Raw genomic sequence first — 17,719 nt, forward strand, 5'->3', positions numbered from 1 at the left:
CGGCGGGCCAGGGGAAGCAATCGCTCCCCGGGATACATCAGAACTGGGTCAGGCCGGCATCGACCACCAACTCCGCGCCCGTCGTGTAAGATGAGTCATCGCTTGCCAGAAACAGAACGGACTTGGCGAGTTCGAGAGGCTCGCCAAAACGCTTAAGACCGATCTTCTGCGTGATGCTGGAAGCGACTTCCGACAGCACAGCGTCAGACAAGCCAATCTTGCTGTAGAACGGCGTTGAGATCGCACCTGGGCTGACTGCATTCACGCGGATTCCACGGGGCGCCAGCTCTGCGCCCAAGGTGCGGACCAGGGAGCGCGTCGCGGCCTTCGTCGCAGCAAGGATTGACAGACCGGGATAGCCGATAGTGTTCAGGAACGAGGTGGTAACAATGATGCTGCCACCCTTGGCGAGGAGCGGGGCCGTCTTCTGGATCGTGAAGAACGTGCCAGTGAAGTTGACGGCAAGATTTTCGGCAACGTACTCCTCCGTTACCGCTTCGAGCGGGGCGACGGTGGTCCCGCCGGCGTTGGCGAATACCACATCGATATGACCATGCTTCGCCCGCGTTTGCTCGACAGCACGTTCGATGTCAGCCGCCTTGCGGATGTCGGCGCGAACCAGCAGAGCCTTGCCGTTGAGCTCTTTGCCGGCTGCGGCTAAGCGATCAGCATTCGAGCCAACCAGAACCACATGGGCGCCTTCGGCCTGAAAGAGCTTAGCGGTTTCCAAACCGATGCCCGACGTGCCGCCAGTGATGAAGGCGACCTTATTGTTTAGTTTCATATACCCCTCCAATGAGTGAGGAAATTGAGTCTCGAACTGCAAATCCCGACCGCCTCACGCACTTCACGTCGTCGATCGCCTTGCGTAGGCTGAAAGATGGACCTGGCCGCACGGTGACGAAATCTGCTGAAATTGCGAAACATCTAACCGAGAAATGACGAAATTGACGACATCTGGTGAAGTCCAACCCTACGCCTTGTTCGATCGCGAGCTTTCTGGTGGCGATGCGCCCGAAGACACGATGGCCAAGCCAACCAAAACCGGCCGTCACGGCAACGTTGTCGATGCTCGTGCACCGCGTTCCGGATTGTCCTGTCGTCGATGATACGACGTCGCTATAGAGCTTCTACAGAAGTGATGGACAGCCGTGTCGATCACCGGGCGGAAACGGCGATGCGATGAGGCGACATATCGAATATCACGATCGTAACAAGATTCTCCAGATCTTCACACGTTCGTGCCTTTCAGACGATCGACGTCCGTCTACAACTGAACTTCTTGTTCTCGTGGCTTTGCAAACCTCAGCCATAGACATGGACGGCAGATGTGACGATCAGTACCTTCGAAATCTACTATCCTAAACTAGACATCCGCTAGAATGCGACGCCTGCGCTTCAACGTTGCATCGGCATATGCGTTCAACGGAACGCAACAATGTCATCAACGAACTTGGTCCTTTAAAATGACTTGAGATCGGCATTGCGATGACTGATGAGATACATGATGCCTGCGCGCGGAGCCGTGACCCAGCGATAGAAGCCAGGGAGATTTCTATTGTCCGTAGGGAGCGCGAACAAGTACTCGACCTGCTCGAGTCAGAACGAAGTCATCCGATGAGGCTGCCCCCGAAAGCGAGCCAGATGCGTCGGGCGTTTGATACCGACAACCCGCATTCTTCCGCCATTCGTGAACTCCAGTTGATCGCGTCCTTTCGGCTTTACAAGGTGTCTACGACGGAGGCTTCGATGCGCGCATCATCGATGCCGACGACTTCGCACACCTTTGCCACGAGATCCCGGTCGGTCGAGGGCTTGCGCACCTCCTTACGGCGACCGGCCAGCGCCTTGCGCTCGGATAGCCCTCATCACTCCGTATCAGGGGCGTCAGTCGCGTCATTGCTATGCCTCGAACGACAATGGCACAGCAATGTGCCTCTGACATGGCTCTATTAGAGTGGCACTATGAATTAGGACACCATCAAGCTAGCCCTGATAGCGCGCTTTGCAACTCTCATCGTCAATAAAGGGGCCACTTAATCTATGCTCATTCCGGACAATAACCATACACTCAAAAGGGAGACCGTCGGTGTTGCCCATATCGTATTTTTCGTCGTCGCCGCGGCTGCGCCGCTTACTGCTGTAATTGGAGTAACTCCAGCGGCATTCTCTCTCGGTAACGGTGCCGGAGTTCCCGGCACGTTCCTGCTAGTTGGATTATTGTATGCGGTGTTCAGCGCGGGCTTTGCAGCAATGAACCGCTTTGTCTCGAGTGCGGGCGGTTTCTATGCCTGCGTCGCAAATGGCCTGGGCAAACCCGCGGGCCTCGCTGGCGCCCTAGTCTCGCTAGCGACATACAACGCCATCGATGTCGCCGTCTATGGGCTGTTCGGCTTTTTCGCAGGGGACATGGTCCGCTCGGCCGGAGGCCCGCAGATATCGTGGATCGTCTATGCGGCGATACTGTCCGTGACAGTATACGTTACGGGAAAGCGAAGCATCTCCTTTAGCGGTGCCGTCTTGGGCGCATGCATGATGGCCGAAATTCTGATTCTAGCAGCCCTAGGGATTAGCATCCTGCTGTCGGGAGGAGGCCCCGAAGGCATCACGGCGGTGCCGCTGGCTCCCCATGCCATATTTTCGAAAGGCCTCGGCATCAGCCTCGTCTTTGTCGTGGCTTCCTTCCTCGGCTTTGAGGCGACTGCCATCTTCGGCGAGGAGGCCCGTGATCCCAGGCGCACCGTCGCCCGTGCGACCTACGTCTCCGTGCTTCTGATTGCGGTGTTCTACGCGTTCGTGACATGGACGATCACGCTCTACTACGGCACGGCCGACATCGTTCAGACCGCGACCGATCACGCCACCGATCTCTACTTTTCAGCCGTCAATGCCCGGCTCGGCGTGGCCGCCGGCATCGCCATGAGAGCGCTTCTCATTACCAGCGTCTTCGCCTGCGCGCTTTCATTCCACAACACCGCGAACAGATATCTGTTCGCGCTGGGGCGCGAGGACGTGATCTGGCGGAAATTCGCGCACACACACCCGACACATTATTCGCCCTATATCGCGGGACGGGCCCAGACGATGTTCGTGCTCGGCATATCCGCCCTGTTCTGGTTTGCGGGGGCCGATCCCTACGCGGTGATCTTCGCGTGGATGAGCACCTTCGCGAGCATCGGCATCCTGGTTCTGCAGATCATGGTGTGTCTTTCCGTCATCGTGTTCTTCGGGAGAGATCCACGCGACGTTGGCATCTATGCCCGGTTGGTGGCACCTGCGACAAGCCTGCTCGGTCTCGGCCTTTGTCTTGTGCTGATGGTGATGAACCTGTCGCTTCTCAGCGGCTCCGAGTCGTACCTGATCAATGCCCTGCCGATCATTGTCGCGGGCCTGCTGGTCACGGGATTTCTCGTCGCGACCTGGATGCGCCAGGCGCATCCCAAGATTTACGCCGATCTCGGGCGATCGCTCACCTGACCGCGCACTGAAAGACCTTAGTTTCTGGAGACCATTTGCGATGACCGATCATGTTGCCTGCTGTTCCAACACCAATGGGGCGTCGGAACGGATCACCCACCCGCTGCAGCCGCTCACCCTCGAAGAGATTCGCAAGGCAACGTCCATCGTCAGGGCCGCGGCGCCGTATGGCACGGATACAAGGTTCGAGACGATCGAGTTGATGGAGCCAGCTAAATCCGATGTGCGCGCCTTCAAGGCAGGCGACGCCGTCAGGCGCGACGCGCGTGTCAATGTGTTTAGCAGCAAGCAGAGCGGCGTCACGACGCTCGTCGTGTCTCTCGACGATGAGGCGATCCTGTCCCGGACGGAATTCCCGGACCAACGGCCGATGATCCAGCTCGAGCAGTTCACCGTCATCGAGGCCATCGTCCGCAAAGACCCGGCCTTCATCGCGGCATGTATGAAGCGCGGCATCACGGACATGAGCCAGGTGTGTATCGATCCCTGGTCGGCCGGCATGTTCGGCTTCGAGGATGAGGCTGGACGCCATCTTTGTCATACGTTTGCCTGGCTTCGCCTGTGCGAGAACGAAAACTTCTACGCCCATCCGATCGAAGGCCTCAACGCGGTCGTCGACCTCAAGTCCTGGGAGGTCATCAGGGTGGACGATCACGGCATCACGCCGATTCCGATGACGGAGGCCAACTACGAGAGCCAATTCATTGCTCAAACGCGTGCGCCGCTGAAGCCGCTCGACGTCGTCCAGCCGGAAGGCGCGAGCTTCCGTATCGCGGGGCGGAAGCTGAGCTGGGACAAATGGACGTTCGTCATCGGCTTCAACAGCCGCGAGGCGGTCACCTTCCATGATATCCAATATGACGGCAGGCCGATCGTCTACCGGGCATCAATCGTCGAGATGGTGGTGCCCTACGGCAGTCCGCAGAACGGTCATTTCCGCAAGAACGTCTTCGACATCGGTGAGTACGGCATCGGCAAGCTGGCCAATTCGCTCAAGCTCGGATGCGATTGCCTGGGCACGATCGAATATCTCGATGTGCATCTCAATACGATGGAGGGCGAGCCGCTGACCATCGAGAAGGCGATCTGCATCCACGAGGAAGACGCCGGGCTGCTGTGGAAACATATCGATTTTCGCACCGAGCGAGGCGAGAGCCGCAGGGCGCGCAAGCTGATCGTGTCCAGCATCTGCACGGTCGGAAACTACGAATACGCGTTGTACTGGTATTTCTTCCTCGACGGCGGCATCGAGTTCGAGATGAAGGCGACCGGCGTCATCAACACAGCCGGGTGCGAACCAGGCAAGCCCGGAAAATATGGACACGAAGTCCTTCCCGGCGTGCTCGGGCAGATCCACCAGCATATCTTCTGCGCGCGCCTGGACATGGCCGTCGATGGCGACCGCAATAGCGTGGTGGAATGCAATACTTATCTCGAGCCTGAGGGAGCGGCCAATCCCCACGGCAACGCATTCTATGAGGAAGAGACCGTTTTCAAGCGGGAGAGCCAAGCTACGCGCAGGTCAAATCAGGCAACGCAGCGCTATTGGAAGGTCATCAACCCCGCCAGGTTCAATCACGCCGGGACGCCGGTCGGATACAAGCTCGAAACGCTCCACTGTATCACGCCCTTCATCCGCCCGAACTCGCCGTCCGGAAAGCGCGCCGGTTTTGTCCAGAACCATCTCTGGGTCACGGCCTACGAGCCGGAGGAGAGATTCCCGGCGGGCCAGTTCGTCAATCATTCGACCGGCGAAGGAGGCATTGCGGACTTCGTTGCTAAGGACCGGCCGATCGAAAACAGCGATGTCGTGCTCTGGCACGTTTTCGGCCTGCATCATTCGGTGCGGGTGGAGGACTTTCCGGTGCAGCCCTGCATTTCGACCGGCTTCAAGCTCATGCCGTATGGTTTTTTCAACGGCAATCCCACGATCGACCTGCCTTCGGAAACCAACACGGCAAGCCGCTTCGCGAACGCCTCGGTGTGATGGAGGTCAGACAAGTGCACGAGCGTTGGCTCATTCTAGCCGTCCTCACTTTCAGCCGGTTCGCAATCGGCTTTCAATTCCAGTCCGTTTCCGCCGTTTCTGATCTTTTGGTCCGGAATTTCCAGATCAATTACACGGTGCTTGGTAGCTTGATCGGCCTCTATTTGCTGCCGGGGGTCGTCGTGACTCTGCCCGGTGGCATGCTCGCTAGGCGCTATGGGGACAAGCCGGTCCTCTGCGTGAGCCTCGCTGGTATGGTCGCGGGTGGCCTGTTGATGGCGGTGGCCGCTGATCTACCGCCGCTGCTGGCTGGAAGGGTGCTGTCCGGAGCCAGCGCCGTGCTCCTCAATGTCGTCGTGACCAAGATGGTCACCGATTGGTTTGAAGGACACAACGTCGTCACCGCCCTCGGCATCATGGTCGCCAGCTGGCCGTTAGGAATAGCGCTAGCCCTCGTTGCCCTGCCGGTGTTTGCAAATACCTTCGGCGTTGCCGCGTCCATGTACCTGCCAGCAGCGCTTAGCGCCACCGCGCTGCTATTGGTTGCCGTTTTTTATCGACCTCCCAATTCCACGCATCATGAGGACGCCAGACACTTGCAGTCAGGCCTGACTTATCAGGAGTTCCTTCTGTCCATCCTCGCGGGACTTGTCTGGACTTTCTACAACACCGGTTTCCTCATCGTTCCGGCTTTCGGGCCGAGCTTTCTGGTTGCTGAGGGTTTCAGCACCGAGACTGCAAACGCAGTCGTCAGCACCGCAAGCTGGGCGATCATCCCTGCGCTGCCATTCGGAGCCTGGATGGCCGAGAAGATCGGCCGTCCCACCGCGACGATGTTGATCTGCTTCCTGTCGTCGGCTTGCGCGATCGCCGCGGTGACAAGCGTCGGAGCCTCGGTCGCGCTGTTTGCGATCGTCGGCCTGACGTTTGCGCCGCCCGGGGGCCTGATCATGGCATTGCCCGGCGAGAGCGCCAGGCGACAGCATCGCGCCATGGCCATGGGCATCTACTACACCTGCTACTATGCTGGGAACGGTGCGCTGCCGGCTCTAGCCGGATACGCACGAGATATTTCAGGAAGCGCCGCCACGCCGCTGTGGTTTGCAGTGGCGATGGTGGTCCTGGCAGGCGCCAGCTTATTGATGTTCGAAGTTGCGCGATCGCATTTCAACAGGACCGCGCCCGATCTATTGGACCACGCATGACGTTCGTTTCGACTCGCTGATGAAACAAAACGACTGCCGGGTTTCCCACCGGCCGTCGCTCGCATTGATCAGACTTAGGTCGATCAGACCGGGATTGAAGCGCGATCGGACCGCCATAGGCTGATCCGCCGGAAGACGAAGAGGTCCATGCGCAGCACGCTGTAGGCCGCGCTGAAGTGCAGCCGCTCTGCCCGCATATTGCTGCCAGCAGCGCCGAATGACGCGAACAGCGGCAGGAATCCCGTTCGTTCGGATGGTTGGTACGCGCACGGGCGCAAGCCGGCGATAATCCGGAATGTCGTCGACGCGACCATCCCAAGATCGCCTTGTTTACCCATTCGGAAGGACTCGCCCCAGGGCGGGTCGCGCTACCGAAACTCCTTCAATGATCCTCCATTTCTCTGACAAACAGCTTCAGGAGATCCAGGGCAAAACGCTTGCGAGATCGTAGACGGCCACTGAACCCCGAGCTCCAGCGCGCGCGCCGTCGGTTCCATGCCCGAGGCTCCCGGGAGCCTGACGTTCGATCTCCCAGGAACCAGCGGAGCTGACGACACCCTCGTGTAGGATAGGTTGGAAACCGCACCAGTTTCGCACCAGAAACGACGTGAACGAAACGCGACAGACGCAATCGAAATCGGACGAAAACTTAGCAAAATCAACGAAGCTGATCGATAGCCCACCGCTCATAACGGTCTGGTTGCAGGTTCGAGTCCTGCCGGGCCCACCAACGTGATCAATAGCTTACTGCGTTCTCGCCGCGTGCAGCGCCACCGCCGCACCAGAAACCGCACCAGATACGTCCACTTTTCGTTCGTGAGAGCGCGGTTCGCGCTGCACATCTGGCTGTCATCTTTCTTGCAGCGAGTGCCATGTCCGCTAAGGGTTGGCCCATTCCGGCCCTTCCGGACGGCGCTGAGGATGTCCGCTCTCGGCGGGACGACCGGAAGTCTGCAATCGGAGGACCGATAGGCCGCTTGTGACCCTGGTTGTGTGAAAACGCTGTGCTTCCGTTAGGATTGTCCGTTGATTCTTGGGGGAGTCGAAGAGGCGCTTCATTGAAGAGGCGGATCGCGGGCAATCGACGTTATTACCCTCGATGATTTCATTGACAAGAGTCCCCGGTGCGCGTGATCGACGCGTACGTCACGGGCGCACTCACCGTTTGGAAGGATTCGGGTTGATCTAGCGGCAGAAGTGAGGCGGGCGAATTCCGCTCCCCTCTTTGTGCATGACCGTGCTGCCTTCGATCGACGGACTCAGGCTGCCCGCACCGTATGCAGGAACCTGCCGACCTCGAGCTTGAGGCGGTTGCTGTCGCCCGACAGGCCCTGCGCCGCGGAGAGCACCTGCGCGGATGCCGAACCGGTCTCCGCTGCGCCCCGCTGCACATTGACGATATTGGCGGACACCTGCTGGGTGCCGACCGAGGCCTGCTGGATGTTGCGCGAAATCTCCTGGGTCGCGGCACCCTGCTCCTCCACGGCGGCCGCGATCGCCGAGGCGATCTCCGCCAGCCGCTCGATGGTCCCGGAAATATCCCTGATGGCGCCGACCGATTCCTGCGTCGCGCCCTGGATGCTGCCGATCTGTTGGCCGATCTCGCCGGTCGCCTTGGCGGTCTGCTCGGCCAGCGCCTTCACTTCGGAAGCCACCACGGCGAAGCCGCGGCCGGCTTCGCCCGCACGCGCCGCCTCGATGGTGGCGTTGAGCGCGAGCAGGTTGGTCTGGCCGGCGATGGTGTTGATCAGCTCGACGACGTCGCCAATCCGCGAGGCGGCCTTCGACAGTTCGCCGACCCGCTCATTGGTCCGGCGGGCCTGCTCGACCGCTTCGTGGGCCATGCGGGCGGAGTCCTGCACCTGCCGGCTGATCTCGGTCACGGATGAGGTCAGCTCCTCGGTCGCCGAGGCCACCGACTGCACGTTGGTCGAGGCTTCCTCGGAGGCGGCGGCGACCCTGGTGGCGAGCTCCTTTGAGCGCTCCGCCGTCGTGGTCAGGCTGTTGGCGGAAGCCTCGAGCTCGGTGGAGGCGGACGATACGGTCTCGACGATTTCGCCGACCGCGGCCTCAAACCCATCTGCCATCTGATGCATCTCAGCGCGGCGCTTCTCGGCCAGCAGCCTGTCCTGCAGAGCCTTGGCTTCGGCTTCCTGCCGCGCCTTCTGTTCCGAGACGATCTTGAACTTCTCGACCGCACTCGCAACGTCGCCGACTTCGTCCTTTCGGCCGAGCCCTGGCAGCACAATGTCGAAATTGCCGTCAGCCAGTTCGAGCATCGACTTGGTGAGCGCAGCGATCGGTCGGGCAATCGTAACGATCAGGAGCACGCAATTCGCCACCAGCAGCAGCGCCGTCGTGAGGCCGATCGCCAGGGACCTGCGTTCGGCTGAGGTCATCTCCTGCTGCGCCAACTGGCGCTCTTCGCCGAGACGGTCCTTGGCAATTTCGACGATCTTGTCGGTTTCAGAATCAAGCTTGCGCGCGGTCGGCAGAGTCGATTCTTTGACGATGCGCTCCATCTCTTTGTTGAACTTCGTAATCCGTGTGAGAACGTCCGCCGGAAGTTCGCCAAGATCTCGGTTGGCCTGCAGCGCGATGACCTCCGATTTGACCTTCGCGACGTCCCGCGCATTGTTCACATACTCAACGGCCAGCGCCTTGGCCCGCGTCGCGTGCTCGCGCGTTTCCTCGCTCACGGCGATTTTCAGGATGCTGTCCGCATGGACTAGAAGCAAGTCTTGCTTCTTTACGAGATTGTCCTGGGCCGTCTGGGCATCGGCCGCAGAACTCGCGAGACGGAGGTCGCGAACGGCGAGCTGCATCGCGCGCACCGATTCCTTGGCGGCAAGCGCATCCTGCATGATGACGCCCTGGCGAGCGGCGACATCATTGGCGGACCGCACCGCCGCATTGCCACTGATCTGCGCGTAGATCACACAGCCGATCAAAAGCATGCTAATCAGCGAAGCTGCCGCAAGCTTGAGGCCAATCGTAGATTATCAAGGAAGCGAAGCACGTTTGTCCTCCCAACACGCCGCAGCTGCCGTTCGGAACGATGGAGGCTGGGAGGCAAAAAATGCTTAATAGTCCGTTCCGTAGGACTACGGCAATTTAGAGAAACTGATATGCAATTCGGCATGCGCCGACGATCGTGCTCAGATCTTTGAACGCGTACACCGCAGCATCCTTGGTCCCGATCGCGGGGAGAGCGATGATGCTCCAATTGTTCTGATCGAGACGGCTCCACATGAGCTCAGCCGAGAAGGCTAATCTTGTGACAGGTGTCCACCGGGTCGTGGTGCCGACCTGGGCGATATTGGAATTCGGGTCGCGAGTGCCGACGATTGAAGCCATCACAGCCGCATTTCAAATGAGCCCCTCCTCGACCCCGATTTAACCGATGTATACGCGCCGAAGATCGACATATTCCAGTTATGGGTGTAGGCGCCACAAAGGCCACAAAGATCCGATTTCGAGATGCTCGTTCCGATTGTGGCGCCTGTGCCGGAGAAAACACCGTCAACGAAGCACTCAGTGCACGTTCGAAGCGCAAAAACCGCTTTCTAGGCTTATCGCGCGCCTTGACCTTGCAGCGGCTTGATCAACTCGCCGTTGGCCCCGACTGCGGAGACATCGTCACCGATGACGAAGGACATCAGATCGCGACCGATCACCAACGGCCCTTGGTATGTCGCGCGCGTCCTCTCAACGAGCGCCTGATCCGGGACGTCCTGCACCGGCGTCTTCGTCGCAAACACGACATGCGAGTAGACGGCGAGCTTCGGCTTTGCCAGGGAGAAGATGCGGCTGGCTTCTTCCGGCGAGCTGTGGTGTGCTTCGATGTCGCGGTAGGAGGGATAAGTCTTGGAAAGCTCGGGTTCAATGATAGCGACCTCATGGACCAAGAGATCGGCACCCTTCGCGGCGTTTGCGACTCGTTCGTCATATTTGGTATCGCCGGACAGGACGACTTTCTTGCCGTCGTACTCAACCACATAGCCAAACGCCGGCCTGATCTTTTCGCCATGGTTGACTTCGATCGCGGTCACCTTCACGCCGTTCTTGTCGTAGACGAGCCCAGGCTGGATGTCCTTGGCGTCGAACGCCACGCCTTCCGGCGGCAGATGTTCGTCATCTTCGCGTATGCGGATGTCCTCGGAGAACGCTTTGGTCAGGTTTTGCGTCATAGCGACGGTTCCGGTCGGCCCAAAGAGCACCATCGGCGATTTTCGTGACGCCCAGGGAGTCCCAATCCAGCCGCTCAACCAGAGATCCGGCAAACCGACGATATGGTCTGAGTGCAGATGAGTGATGAACTGAGCGGTAATCGCACCAAGCGGAATCCGCTTCTGAAAGAGGCGAATGGTCGAACCGCGGCCGATGTCAAACAGCAATTTTTCAGGTCCGGCCTCGACCAGCGTGGACGCACTGAAGCTTCCGATCCGCGGGGTCGGCGTGCCCGTTCCGAGCAGCGTGACCTTTATCTCGTTCGCGGATGAAGCATGAGCCCAGAGCAGCGTGCCGGCTGCAATGATCGATGCGACTGTCTTCAACATCTTCTTGATTCTGCCTTTGTCATTCTGAGACTGACGATCCCACGAGGGTCGCCAGCAAATTTCTATCGTCGATCTGAACACTTGACCAAATCAAACGTGTTGCAGTCGCATATTATTGCTGGCGAGCCACCACGACCGACGTGGTGGATCAGCGCTGTACGTGTTGCGCTGGAGAGCGCTCCAGCACAAACGACGGTTTCTTTTCAATTGATCAGGAATGCTTAATAATGGGCCATGTCTCTCAACAAGCCCGACAGGCCAGAACGCCGCGCTTGCCATGAAAAATCCGGGAAGCATCGACGAGTTGATCGCGTTCCGTATCTACAACTTGGGAAAACTTGCGGCGCGCGGTGCGGGAATCATGCTCGGGCGCGAATTGGGAATCAGCCGGCGCGACTGGCGCATTCTGGCCTATGTCGCACAAAATCCCGACATGAGCTTGAGCGAGCTATCGCGCGTCGCCGACATCGAGCCGGAACTTGCAAGCAGGAGCGTCGCCAAACTTGTCGCAAGTGGACTCATCACCAAGACGCGGCTCCAAACCAACATGCGTCTGCTGGTACTCTCGCTGACAAGTGCCGGACGCGCGTTGTACGAGCAGGCACGAGCGAAAACTAGATCGTACAACGTGGAATTAGCGACTTGTCTGAGCGATCAGGAGGCGGAAGCTCTAGACGTTCTGCTGAAGAAGCTCTCCGAGCGCGCCACCGAGCTAACTCGACAAGAAATGGCTAAGGGCGGCACAGACGATGCCATCGACTAGTCCCGAAATTGATGGGCTGCCGTAACTCTGGGCAGGAGCATGCAGATAAGGCTCCCAACGACGAGGAGCAAAGCCAAGCTGTAGATTCCGGCGTTGATGCTCCCAGTCATTGTACTCAGCCATCCCACGAGAGAGGGTCCAATAAATCCGCCCAGGTTTCCCAAGCCATTGATAATGCCGCGAGCTCCCCCAGCGACCCCTGGCGGAAAGATCAGGGCCGGCATAGACCAATACGGACTGGACATCGCCTTGGAAAGCAGCCCGGCCAACATGATCAGTGCAAACGACAGCCAGATCATCGTGGGGAACAGCACTGCCAGACCAAAGGTCAAGCCGAAGCCTCCAAGAGCAATAGCGCACCAGCCGCGCCGGTTACCATGTCTGTCCGACAGCGCTCCGAACAAATACAGGCCGAATACCGCAGCTACGAGGGGCGGCACACTGAGCCAGCCGACCACCGTGAGATTCATCTTGGTGAGCTCTTTGAGCAGCCTTGGCAGCCAAATCAGATAGCCATATGAACCCGAAAGGAAGCAGCAGAAAATTGCCGACATGAGCCACAAATTCTTGTCGAGCAGGAGCTGCTTGTATCCGCGCCTGCCATCACTGGCACCGCCGGAGAAGTTGGCAGCACGCTGCTCTTCATCCGCACGCAACGTGTTCTGCAGATAGTCCCGCTCGTCCTTGGAAATCCATCTCGCTCGCTCTGGACTGTCGCTGATGAGTGGCCACCAGATCAGTATCAGGGCGAGGGAGACGATCCCCTCAAAGAAAAATAGGTCTCGCCAGCCGTATTGCTCCACGACAAAGCCTGATATCGGATTGGTAAGTGCGGCAGAGAGAGGCAAGCTGATGAGAAACAGCGCATTGGCGCGTCCGATTTCGCGCTGCGGGAACCACTTTCCAACGATCACGAGGATCGCCGGATAGAGCCCGCCTTCAGCGACGCCGAGCAAAAAACGCATCACGAGGAGCTGCCATTCGTTTTGCACGAAGCCGGTCAGAAAGGACAAGCCGCCCCACGCCAGGATGGTCCAGGTGATGAAGCTTTTTGCACGGCCGTGCTCGGCCAAATGGCCACCTGGCACCTGCAGTGCCAAATAGCCCCAGAAGAAGATTCCCGCGGCCAGTCCCGCGGCTGTGTCCGTGATACCAAGCTCCTTGTTCATGCCGCCGGCCATGGCAAAGCCGATGTTGACCCGGTCCATGTAAGCGATGATGTAGATGATAATGCAGGGCGGCAATATTCGCCACCACCGTGCTTTCGGACCCGAATCTGACGCATGCGATTTCATTTCGAACTTCACTTGGTTTCCCTCCGTTTGTAAGACCGCGATTGTGCCGATGCCCATCGCTGGTTCGTTGTTATTGTGCGGCGCTAAGATGACGCGAGCAGATCTCGCAGCACGACGGGTAAGACGCCACCGCCCTTGAGATCGGCAGCTTCGAGATCGGTCTCAATGCGACACAGCAGCGTCGCCTCGACGAGATCGCCGCTCTCTTTTCTAAACCGCGCTATCACGCGGCCGCCGGGCGCAAGCGCGTCCAGCCCGAGAATGTCGATGCTTTCGAAGCCACTGAGACCCAGCGAATCCGCGCCCTGCCCCGCCTCGAATTGCAGCGGAAGAACCCCCAGCGCCACGAGGTTAGCCCGGTGAATACGTTCGAAGCTTTCGGCGATGACGGCCGAGACTCCAAGTATGCGCGTGCCCTTTGCGGCCCAATCGCGAGCAGAGCCAGCCCCATAGTTGCGCCCCGCGACGATGACTATCGGCTTGCCAGTCTCGCATAACGCGGCGGCCGCAGCATGAATGGTGAGAACCTCCCCGTCACGAGACAGGCGCGTGAACCCGCCTTCCCGCCCCGGCACAAGTCGATTCCGTAAACGCAAATTGGCAAATGTGCCGCGGGCCATAACCTCGTGATTGACGCGACGGGCGCTATAGGATTGTAGACCATCGGCCGCGGTCCCGTGCGCCATCAGCCATTGTCCGGCCTCGGTGTCAGGAAGGATGCGCGACACCGGCGAAATGTGATCCGTCGTCACATCATCGCCGAGCAGCGCCAGGATCTGTGCGCCCGCGATACCGCCGGCGATCAATGGCGTTGCCATTTGGCTGGTGGCGAATGGCGGAGGGCGAATGAACAGGCTGTCCGGCTGCCAAGCGAAGCGGGTACCGGTGGGTGGCACGATTTGTTTCCAGGCGTGAGGCCCATCGAAGGTCGTCGCCGCGCGCGCTGCGTAGTGGCTCGGTTTCACCGCGGCCATCGCGGCGGCGACCGCAGCATCGTCGGGCCATAGGTCGGCGAGCATCACCTGACGCCCTTCGACATCCGTACCCAACGGCTCCTTCGTCAGATCGATTCTGACATTGCCAGCGAGCGCATAAGCGACGACCAAGGGCGGCGATGCCAGATACGCCGCGCGAACCAGCGGGTGGATACGTCCCTCGAAGTTGCGGTTGCCGGACAGAACAGCGGCGACCGTCAGATCGTTGCGGCGGATCGCGTCCTCGACTTCCGCTTCGAGTGGACCGGAGTTTCCCATGCAGGTCGTGCAGCCGTGGCCTACCACTGAGAATCCAAGTGCTGCGAGATCCTCCAGAAGGGCCGCCTCTCGCAAATAATCACTGACCACGCGAGACCCGGGTGCCAGCGACGTTTTGGTCCATGCCGGCACCTTCAATCCACGGGACCGGGCCGCGCGGGCAAGGAGACCCGCACGCAACATCGCCTCGGTGTTCGCGGTATTAGTGCAGCTCGTGATCGCGGCAATGGCGATATCGCCGTCGCGGATGGGAAGGTTCGGCTCGGCAGGAGGCTCGCTGTGAGACACCTTTACCGTCCCCGCCACCGCGGACAGGCCTAGGCGTTGATTCGGACGGGAGGGGCCAGCAAGGCTTGGCTCAACACGGGAAAGATCAAATTCGATGGTCTCATCGAAGCGGCGCTCTTCTGTTTGCCAAAGGCCCTGTGTTCTCGCATAGGATTCAACAAGCGCCACATGCGGAGCGTCCCGGCCCGTCAGGCGTAGATACGCGAGTACCTCGTCATCGATGGGGAAGAACCCCATGGTCGCTCCGTACTCGGGCGCCATGTTCGCAATCGTCGCACGGTCAGGGAGGCTAAGCGCACCAAGGCCGGGGCCATAGAACTCGACAAACTTCCCGACTACACCATGCCCGCGCAGCAACTCGGTCATCGTCAACGCGAGATCCGTCGCCGTTGACCCAGCGGGAAGCTGGTTACGAAGCCGTACACCGACGACTCTCGGTATGCGCAAGGCTACGGCACGACCGAGCATAGCAGATAGTGCCTCGATCCCACCGACACCCCACCCAAAGACGCTCAAAGCGTTGACCATCGTGCTGTGACTATCGGTCCCCAGCATCGTGTCCGGCCTGGCTACGCCATCGCGCACGCTTACGACGCTTGCCAAGACTTCGAGATTGATCTGGTGGCAGATCCCCCGCCCTGGAGGTACGACGCCCAATCGCTTGAATGCCGACGCGGCCCATCGCAGGAATCTGTAACGTTCGGCGTTTCGTTCGAACTCGATGGCAAGATTGGCGCGCAACGCCTCGGCTGTGCCGTGCCGGTCGACCTCCACCGAATGATCCATGACGAGGTCGACCGGAATCCGCGGCTCGACCGCGGCATCTTCCGGCGTTGCATCGCGCAATGCTGCAAGGTCTGCCAGGACGGGAATGCCCGAACTGTCTTGCATCAAAATGCGAGCAGGATGGAACTCTACCGTGGCGTCTCGGCCTGATCCCGCGATGGCCGCGGCCGCCGGCAAGTCGCCGTGACGCAACGAATCTTCCGCCAATATCATGAGACTGACCGGCAGATCGCGAAACGTCCCAATTCCCTCTGCCTCGGCAGCTGGCAACGAGACGATGCTCGGCCCACTCCCTGAAAGCGGACGGTTCAGACTGGTCGGAATCCGGCTCAGACGGGACATCCCTTCGATCGTAGCAGCGCGTTGAAACGTTCAGGATCCGTGGTGCCGGCCGCGTTGGCCGCGCGGATCTCGTTCTCTCGTTTGGCATGGGCTTTGACGCGAGGAAGCAGGGCATCGGCCTCAGCGGCCGGAACCGCGATGACGCCGTCGGCGTCGCAGATGACGAGATCGCCGGGACAAACGGCCATGCCGGCGCACGCGATGGGCACGTTGACCTCGCCCGGCCCATCCTTGGTGGGCCCGCGATGGGTATGACCGCGTGCGTAGCAGGCGATTCCGCCCTGGGCCCACTCAGCGAGATCTCGAACGGCGCCATCAATGACGAATGCTGCGATCCGCCGTGTGATCGCCGAGGTCCGCATCAACCCGCCGATCACGGCCTGGCTCACATCGCCGCCCGCATCGACGACGAGGACGTCGCCCGGCTGCGCCATGGCGATGGCCTGATGGATCATCAGATTGTCGCCAGGACGGACGCGCACCGTGATCGCCGGTCCGGCCACCATTAGATTTAGATCGTTGTGGTAGGAGCGCAGTCCGACTGCACCGATGGACCGGCCAAGGCTGTCTCCAGCGTGTGCCGTCGGCACCCCTCTGAATCCGGCGATCAGAGGCTTCGGCATCACCTCGACGCGCGGATTGATCCTATAGCCAGGCGGCCACACTTTGGTTTCTGTCACGAGCAAGTTTCCTTCAAGACTTCGGGGTTCACGCACACCGCGCGATCGATTGGCCGGCCATTGAGAACGGCCAGTACGTGCTGAGCCGCCATACGCGCTGTCGCGTCCAGCGCCGCGTCAGTCGATCCGCCCATGTGCGCGCTGAGCACGACATCGCTGCGGGTGCACAAGGGATCGTTCGGCATCAGCGGCTCACTGGCAAACGTATCGAGGCCGGCGCCGTACAAATGCCCGCTTGCGAGCGCGGCCAACAGGGCCGTCTCGTCGACGAGACCACCGCGCGCGGTATTCACCAGAACGGCATTGCGAGGAAGAGCCTCAAGCTCTCTTTTCCCGATCATGCCCTGCGTTTGCACCGTCAGCGGAACGTGTAGAGACAGGAAGTTACTACGCGGCAGCAACCGTTCGAGGCTATCGACCATTTCGACCGCGCTGTCAGGTTCGGGCTTCGCAACGGGATCGAACACAACCACCCGCATTCCGAATCCGAGCGCCATCCGCGCCACCGCCTTGCCGATTCCGCCGTAACCGACCAGGCCGAGCGTGCGCCCGGACAGTTGAAGTCCGCTGCCGCTGCGATCCCATTCGCCGGCGCGAATGGCGGCGTCGCGCGCTGGGAGGCGGCGCGCGACCGCAAGCATCAGGGCAAGCGCCAGTTCGGCGACCGACTGCCCGTTTGCTGCGGGCGCTATCAGGACCGGAATACCCTTGGCCGTCGCGGTGGCGACATCAACATTGTCGAAGCCGACCCCGTGGCGCGACACGACCTTGAGCCTTGAGCCAGCGGCCGCGAAGGCTTCCACGCCGAACGGAAGCGTCCGAGAGATGACCCCGTCGATCGGTCCGCGCGCAAGGTGCTGCAGCATCTCCTGCACACCCCCATCCCTGCTGGTGAAGATGACATGGCATCCTTCGGCACGAAGGATGTCGAGACCCGCGGGCGCGAGCGTGGGCACGGTGACAAGTATGGTTGCGGAGGGCATTCCCGGCCCGTTCAATGAGTTGTCCTTCCCACCTAGATTGCGCAACACGTCGTCTACGTCTAGTTTCTAAAATTCATCATTCGTTGAATATCAGGAAACGA

The 17,719-nt window shown here is 60.0% G+C and carries 13 protein-coding genes; 4 read left to right on the top strand and 9 right to left on the bottom strand.

The features are described 5' to 3' along the window. Nucleotides 1–37 precede the first annotated feature (37 nt). Nucleotides 38–784: an SDR family oxidoreductase gene (locus BRAS3843_RS31550; RefSeq protein WP_008973257.1), complete on the bottom strand. Its 747-nt coding sequence runs from the start codon at nucleotides 782–784 to the stop codon at nucleotides 38–40. A 1,259-nt stretch (nucleotides 785–2,043) separates the two neighbouring features. Between BRAS3843_RS31550 and BRAS3843_RS31555 the strand changes: the two genes are divergently transcribed. The 3 genes from BRAS3843_RS31555 to BRAS3843_RS31565 are packed head-to-tail and all read left to right on the top strand — an operon-like array spanning nucleotide 2,044 to nucleotide 6,669. Further along, the gene (locus BRAS3843_RS31555) at nucleotides 2,044–3,477 is read left to right on the top strand and encodes an APC family permease (protein WP_008973261.1); all 1,434 of its coding nucleotides are present in this window, start codon (nucleotides 2,044–2,046) and stop codon (nucleotides 3,475–3,477) included. Between the two features lie 40 nt (nucleotides 3,478–3,517). Next, complete coding sequence (locus tag BRAS3843_RS31560) at nucleotides 3,518–5,464, top strand: primary-amine oxidase (RefSeq protein ID WP_008973262.1); 1,947 nt, start codon at nucleotides 3,518–3,520, stop codon at nucleotides 5,462–5,464. Between the two features lie 14 nt (nucleotides 5,465–5,478). Next, nucleotides 5,479–6,669: an MFS transporter gene (locus BRAS3843_RS31565; RefSeq protein ID WP_175361171.1), complete on the top strand. Its 1,191-nt coding sequence runs from the start codon at nucleotides 5,479–5,481 to the stop codon at nucleotides 6,667–6,669. Nucleotides 6,670–6,752: 83 nt separating this feature from the next. On the opposite strand, the gene BRAS3843_RS31570 is transcribed toward BRAS3843_RS31565, so the two are convergent. From BRAS3843_RS31570 to BRAS3843_RS31580, 4 genes are all read right to left on the bottom strand, one after another. Further along, the gene (locus BRAS3843_RS31570; protein WP_139025025.1) at nucleotides 6,753–7,007 is read right to left on the bottom strand and encodes a hypothetical protein; all 255 of its coding nucleotides are present in this window, start codon (nucleotides 7,005–7,007) and stop codon (nucleotides 6,753–6,755) included. Nucleotides 7,008–7,928: 921 nt separating this feature from the next. Then, a complete protein-coding gene (locus BRAS3843_RS31575; protein ID WP_008973265.1) occupies nucleotides 7,929–9,626 on the bottom strand; it encodes a methyl-accepting chemotaxis protein in 1,698 nt (565 codons plus the stop codon). Between the two features lie 157 nt (nucleotides 9,627–9,783). Further along, on the bottom strand, nucleotides 9,784–10,026 hold the full coding sequence (locus BRAS3843_RS41025; protein ID WP_139025026.1) for a porin: 243 nt from the start codon (nucleotides 10,024–10,026) through the stop codon (nucleotides 9,784–9,786). Between the two features lie 215 nt (nucleotides 10,027–10,241). Further along, nucleotides 10,242–11,309 carry an MBL fold metallo-hydrolase gene (locus BRAS3843_RS31580; protein WP_244425522.1) on the bottom strand — a complete coding sequence of 356 codons (1,068 nt, stop codon included), beginning with the start codon at nucleotides 11,307–11,309 and terminating at the stop codon, nucleotides 10,242–10,244. A 196-nt stretch (nucleotides 11,310–11,505) separates the two neighbouring features. On the opposite strand from BRAS3843_RS31580, the gene BRAS3843_RS31585 reads away from it, so the two are divergent. Continuing rightward, nucleotides 11,506–11,991, top strand: coding sequence for a MarR family transcriptional regulator (locus BRAS3843_RS31585; protein WP_008973268.1), 486 nt, complete (start codon nucleotides 11,506–11,508; stop codon nucleotides 11,989–11,991). Here BRAS3843_RS31585 and BRAS3843_RS31590 read toward each other — a convergent pair. Genes BRAS3843_RS31590 through BRAS3843_RS31605 form a run of 4 tightly spaced genes read right to left on the bottom strand, consistent with a single transcriptional unit; the run spans nucleotide 11,988 to nucleotide 17,618 of the window. After that, on the bottom strand, nucleotides 11,988–13,343 hold the full coding sequence (locus tag BRAS3843_RS31590; RefSeq protein ID WP_008973269.1) for an MFS transporter: 1,356 nt from the start codon (nucleotides 13,341–13,343) through the stop codon (nucleotides 11,988–11,990). The genes BRAS3843_RS31585 and BRAS3843_RS31590 overlap by 4 nt on opposite strands. A gap of 26 nt (nucleotides 13,344–13,369) precedes the next feature. Continuing rightward, the gene (acnA, locus tag BRAS3843_RS31595) at nucleotides 13,370–15,955 is read right to left on the bottom strand and encodes an aconitate hydratase AcnA (protein WP_008973270.1); all 2,586 of its coding nucleotides are present in this window, start codon (nucleotides 15,953–15,955) and stop codon (nucleotides 13,370–13,372) included. Beyond that, nucleotides 15,943–16,635, bottom strand: a complete 693-nt coding sequence (locus BRAS3843_RS31600) for an RraA family protein (RefSeq protein WP_008973271.1) — start codon at nucleotides 16,633–16,635, stop codon at nucleotides 15,943–15,945. Before BRAS3843_RS31600 ends, acnA begins: the two co-directional genes overlap by 13 nt. Continuing rightward, on the bottom strand, nucleotides 16,632–17,618 hold the full coding sequence (locus BRAS3843_RS31605; protein ID WP_035983390.1) for a hydroxyacid dehydrogenase: 987 nt from the start codon (nucleotides 17,616–17,618) through the stop codon (nucleotides 16,632–16,634). The genes BRAS3843_RS31600 and BRAS3843_RS31605 overlap by 4 nt, the downstream gene beginning before the upstream one ends. Nucleotides 17,619–17,719 lie beyond the last annotated feature (101 nt).

The organism is Bradyrhizobium sp. STM 3843, from assembly GCF_000239815.1.
In the GTDB taxonomy this organism is placed as follows: Bacteria; Pseudomonadota; Alphaproteobacteria; order Rhizobiales; family Xanthobacteraceae; genus Bradyrhizobium.

Excerpts from the sequence above, each read along its gene's own strand:
- BRAS3843_RS31555 (WP_008973261.1), top strand. The coding sequence starts at position 2,044 with ATGCTCATTCCGGACAATAACCATACACTCAAAAGGGAGACCGTCGGT.
- acnA (WP_008973270.1), bottom strand. The coding sequence starts at position 15,955 with ATGTCCCGTCTGAGCCGGATTCCGACCAGTCTGAACCGTCCGCTTTCA.
- BRAS3843_RS31605 (WP_035983390.1), bottom strand. The coding sequence starts at position 17,618 with ATGCCCTCCGCAACCATACTTGTCACCGTGCCCACGCTCGCGCCCGCG.
- BRAS3843_RS31590 (WP_008973269.1), bottom strand. The coding sequence starts at position 13,343 with ATGGGCATCGGCACAATCGCGGTCTTACAAACGGAGGGAAACCAAGTG.
- BRAS3843_RS41025 (WP_139025026.1), bottom strand. The coding sequence starts at position 10,026 with ATGGCTTCAATCGTCGGCACTCGCGACCCGAATTCCAATATCGCCCAG.
- BRAS3843_RS31550 (WP_008973257.1), bottom strand. The coding sequence starts at position 784 with ATGAAACTAAACAATAAGGTCGCCTTCATCACTGGCGGCACGTCGGGC.
- BRAS3843_RS31575 (WP_008973265.1), bottom strand. The coding sequence starts at position 9,626 with ATGCTTTTGATCGGCTGTGTGATCTACGCGCAGATCAGTGGCAATGCG.
- BRAS3843_RS31560 (WP_008973262.1), top strand. The coding sequence starts at position 3,518 with ATGACCGATCATGTTGCCTGCTGTTCCAACACCAATGGGGCGTCGGAA.
- BRAS3843_RS31585 (WP_008973268.1), top strand. The coding sequence starts at position 11,506 with ATGAAAAATCCGGGAAGCATCGACGAGTTGATCGCGTTCCGTATCTAC.
- BRAS3843_RS31570 (WP_139025025.1), bottom strand. The coding sequence starts at position 7,007 with ATGGGTAAACAAGGCGATCTTGGGATGGTCGCGTCGACGACATTCCGG.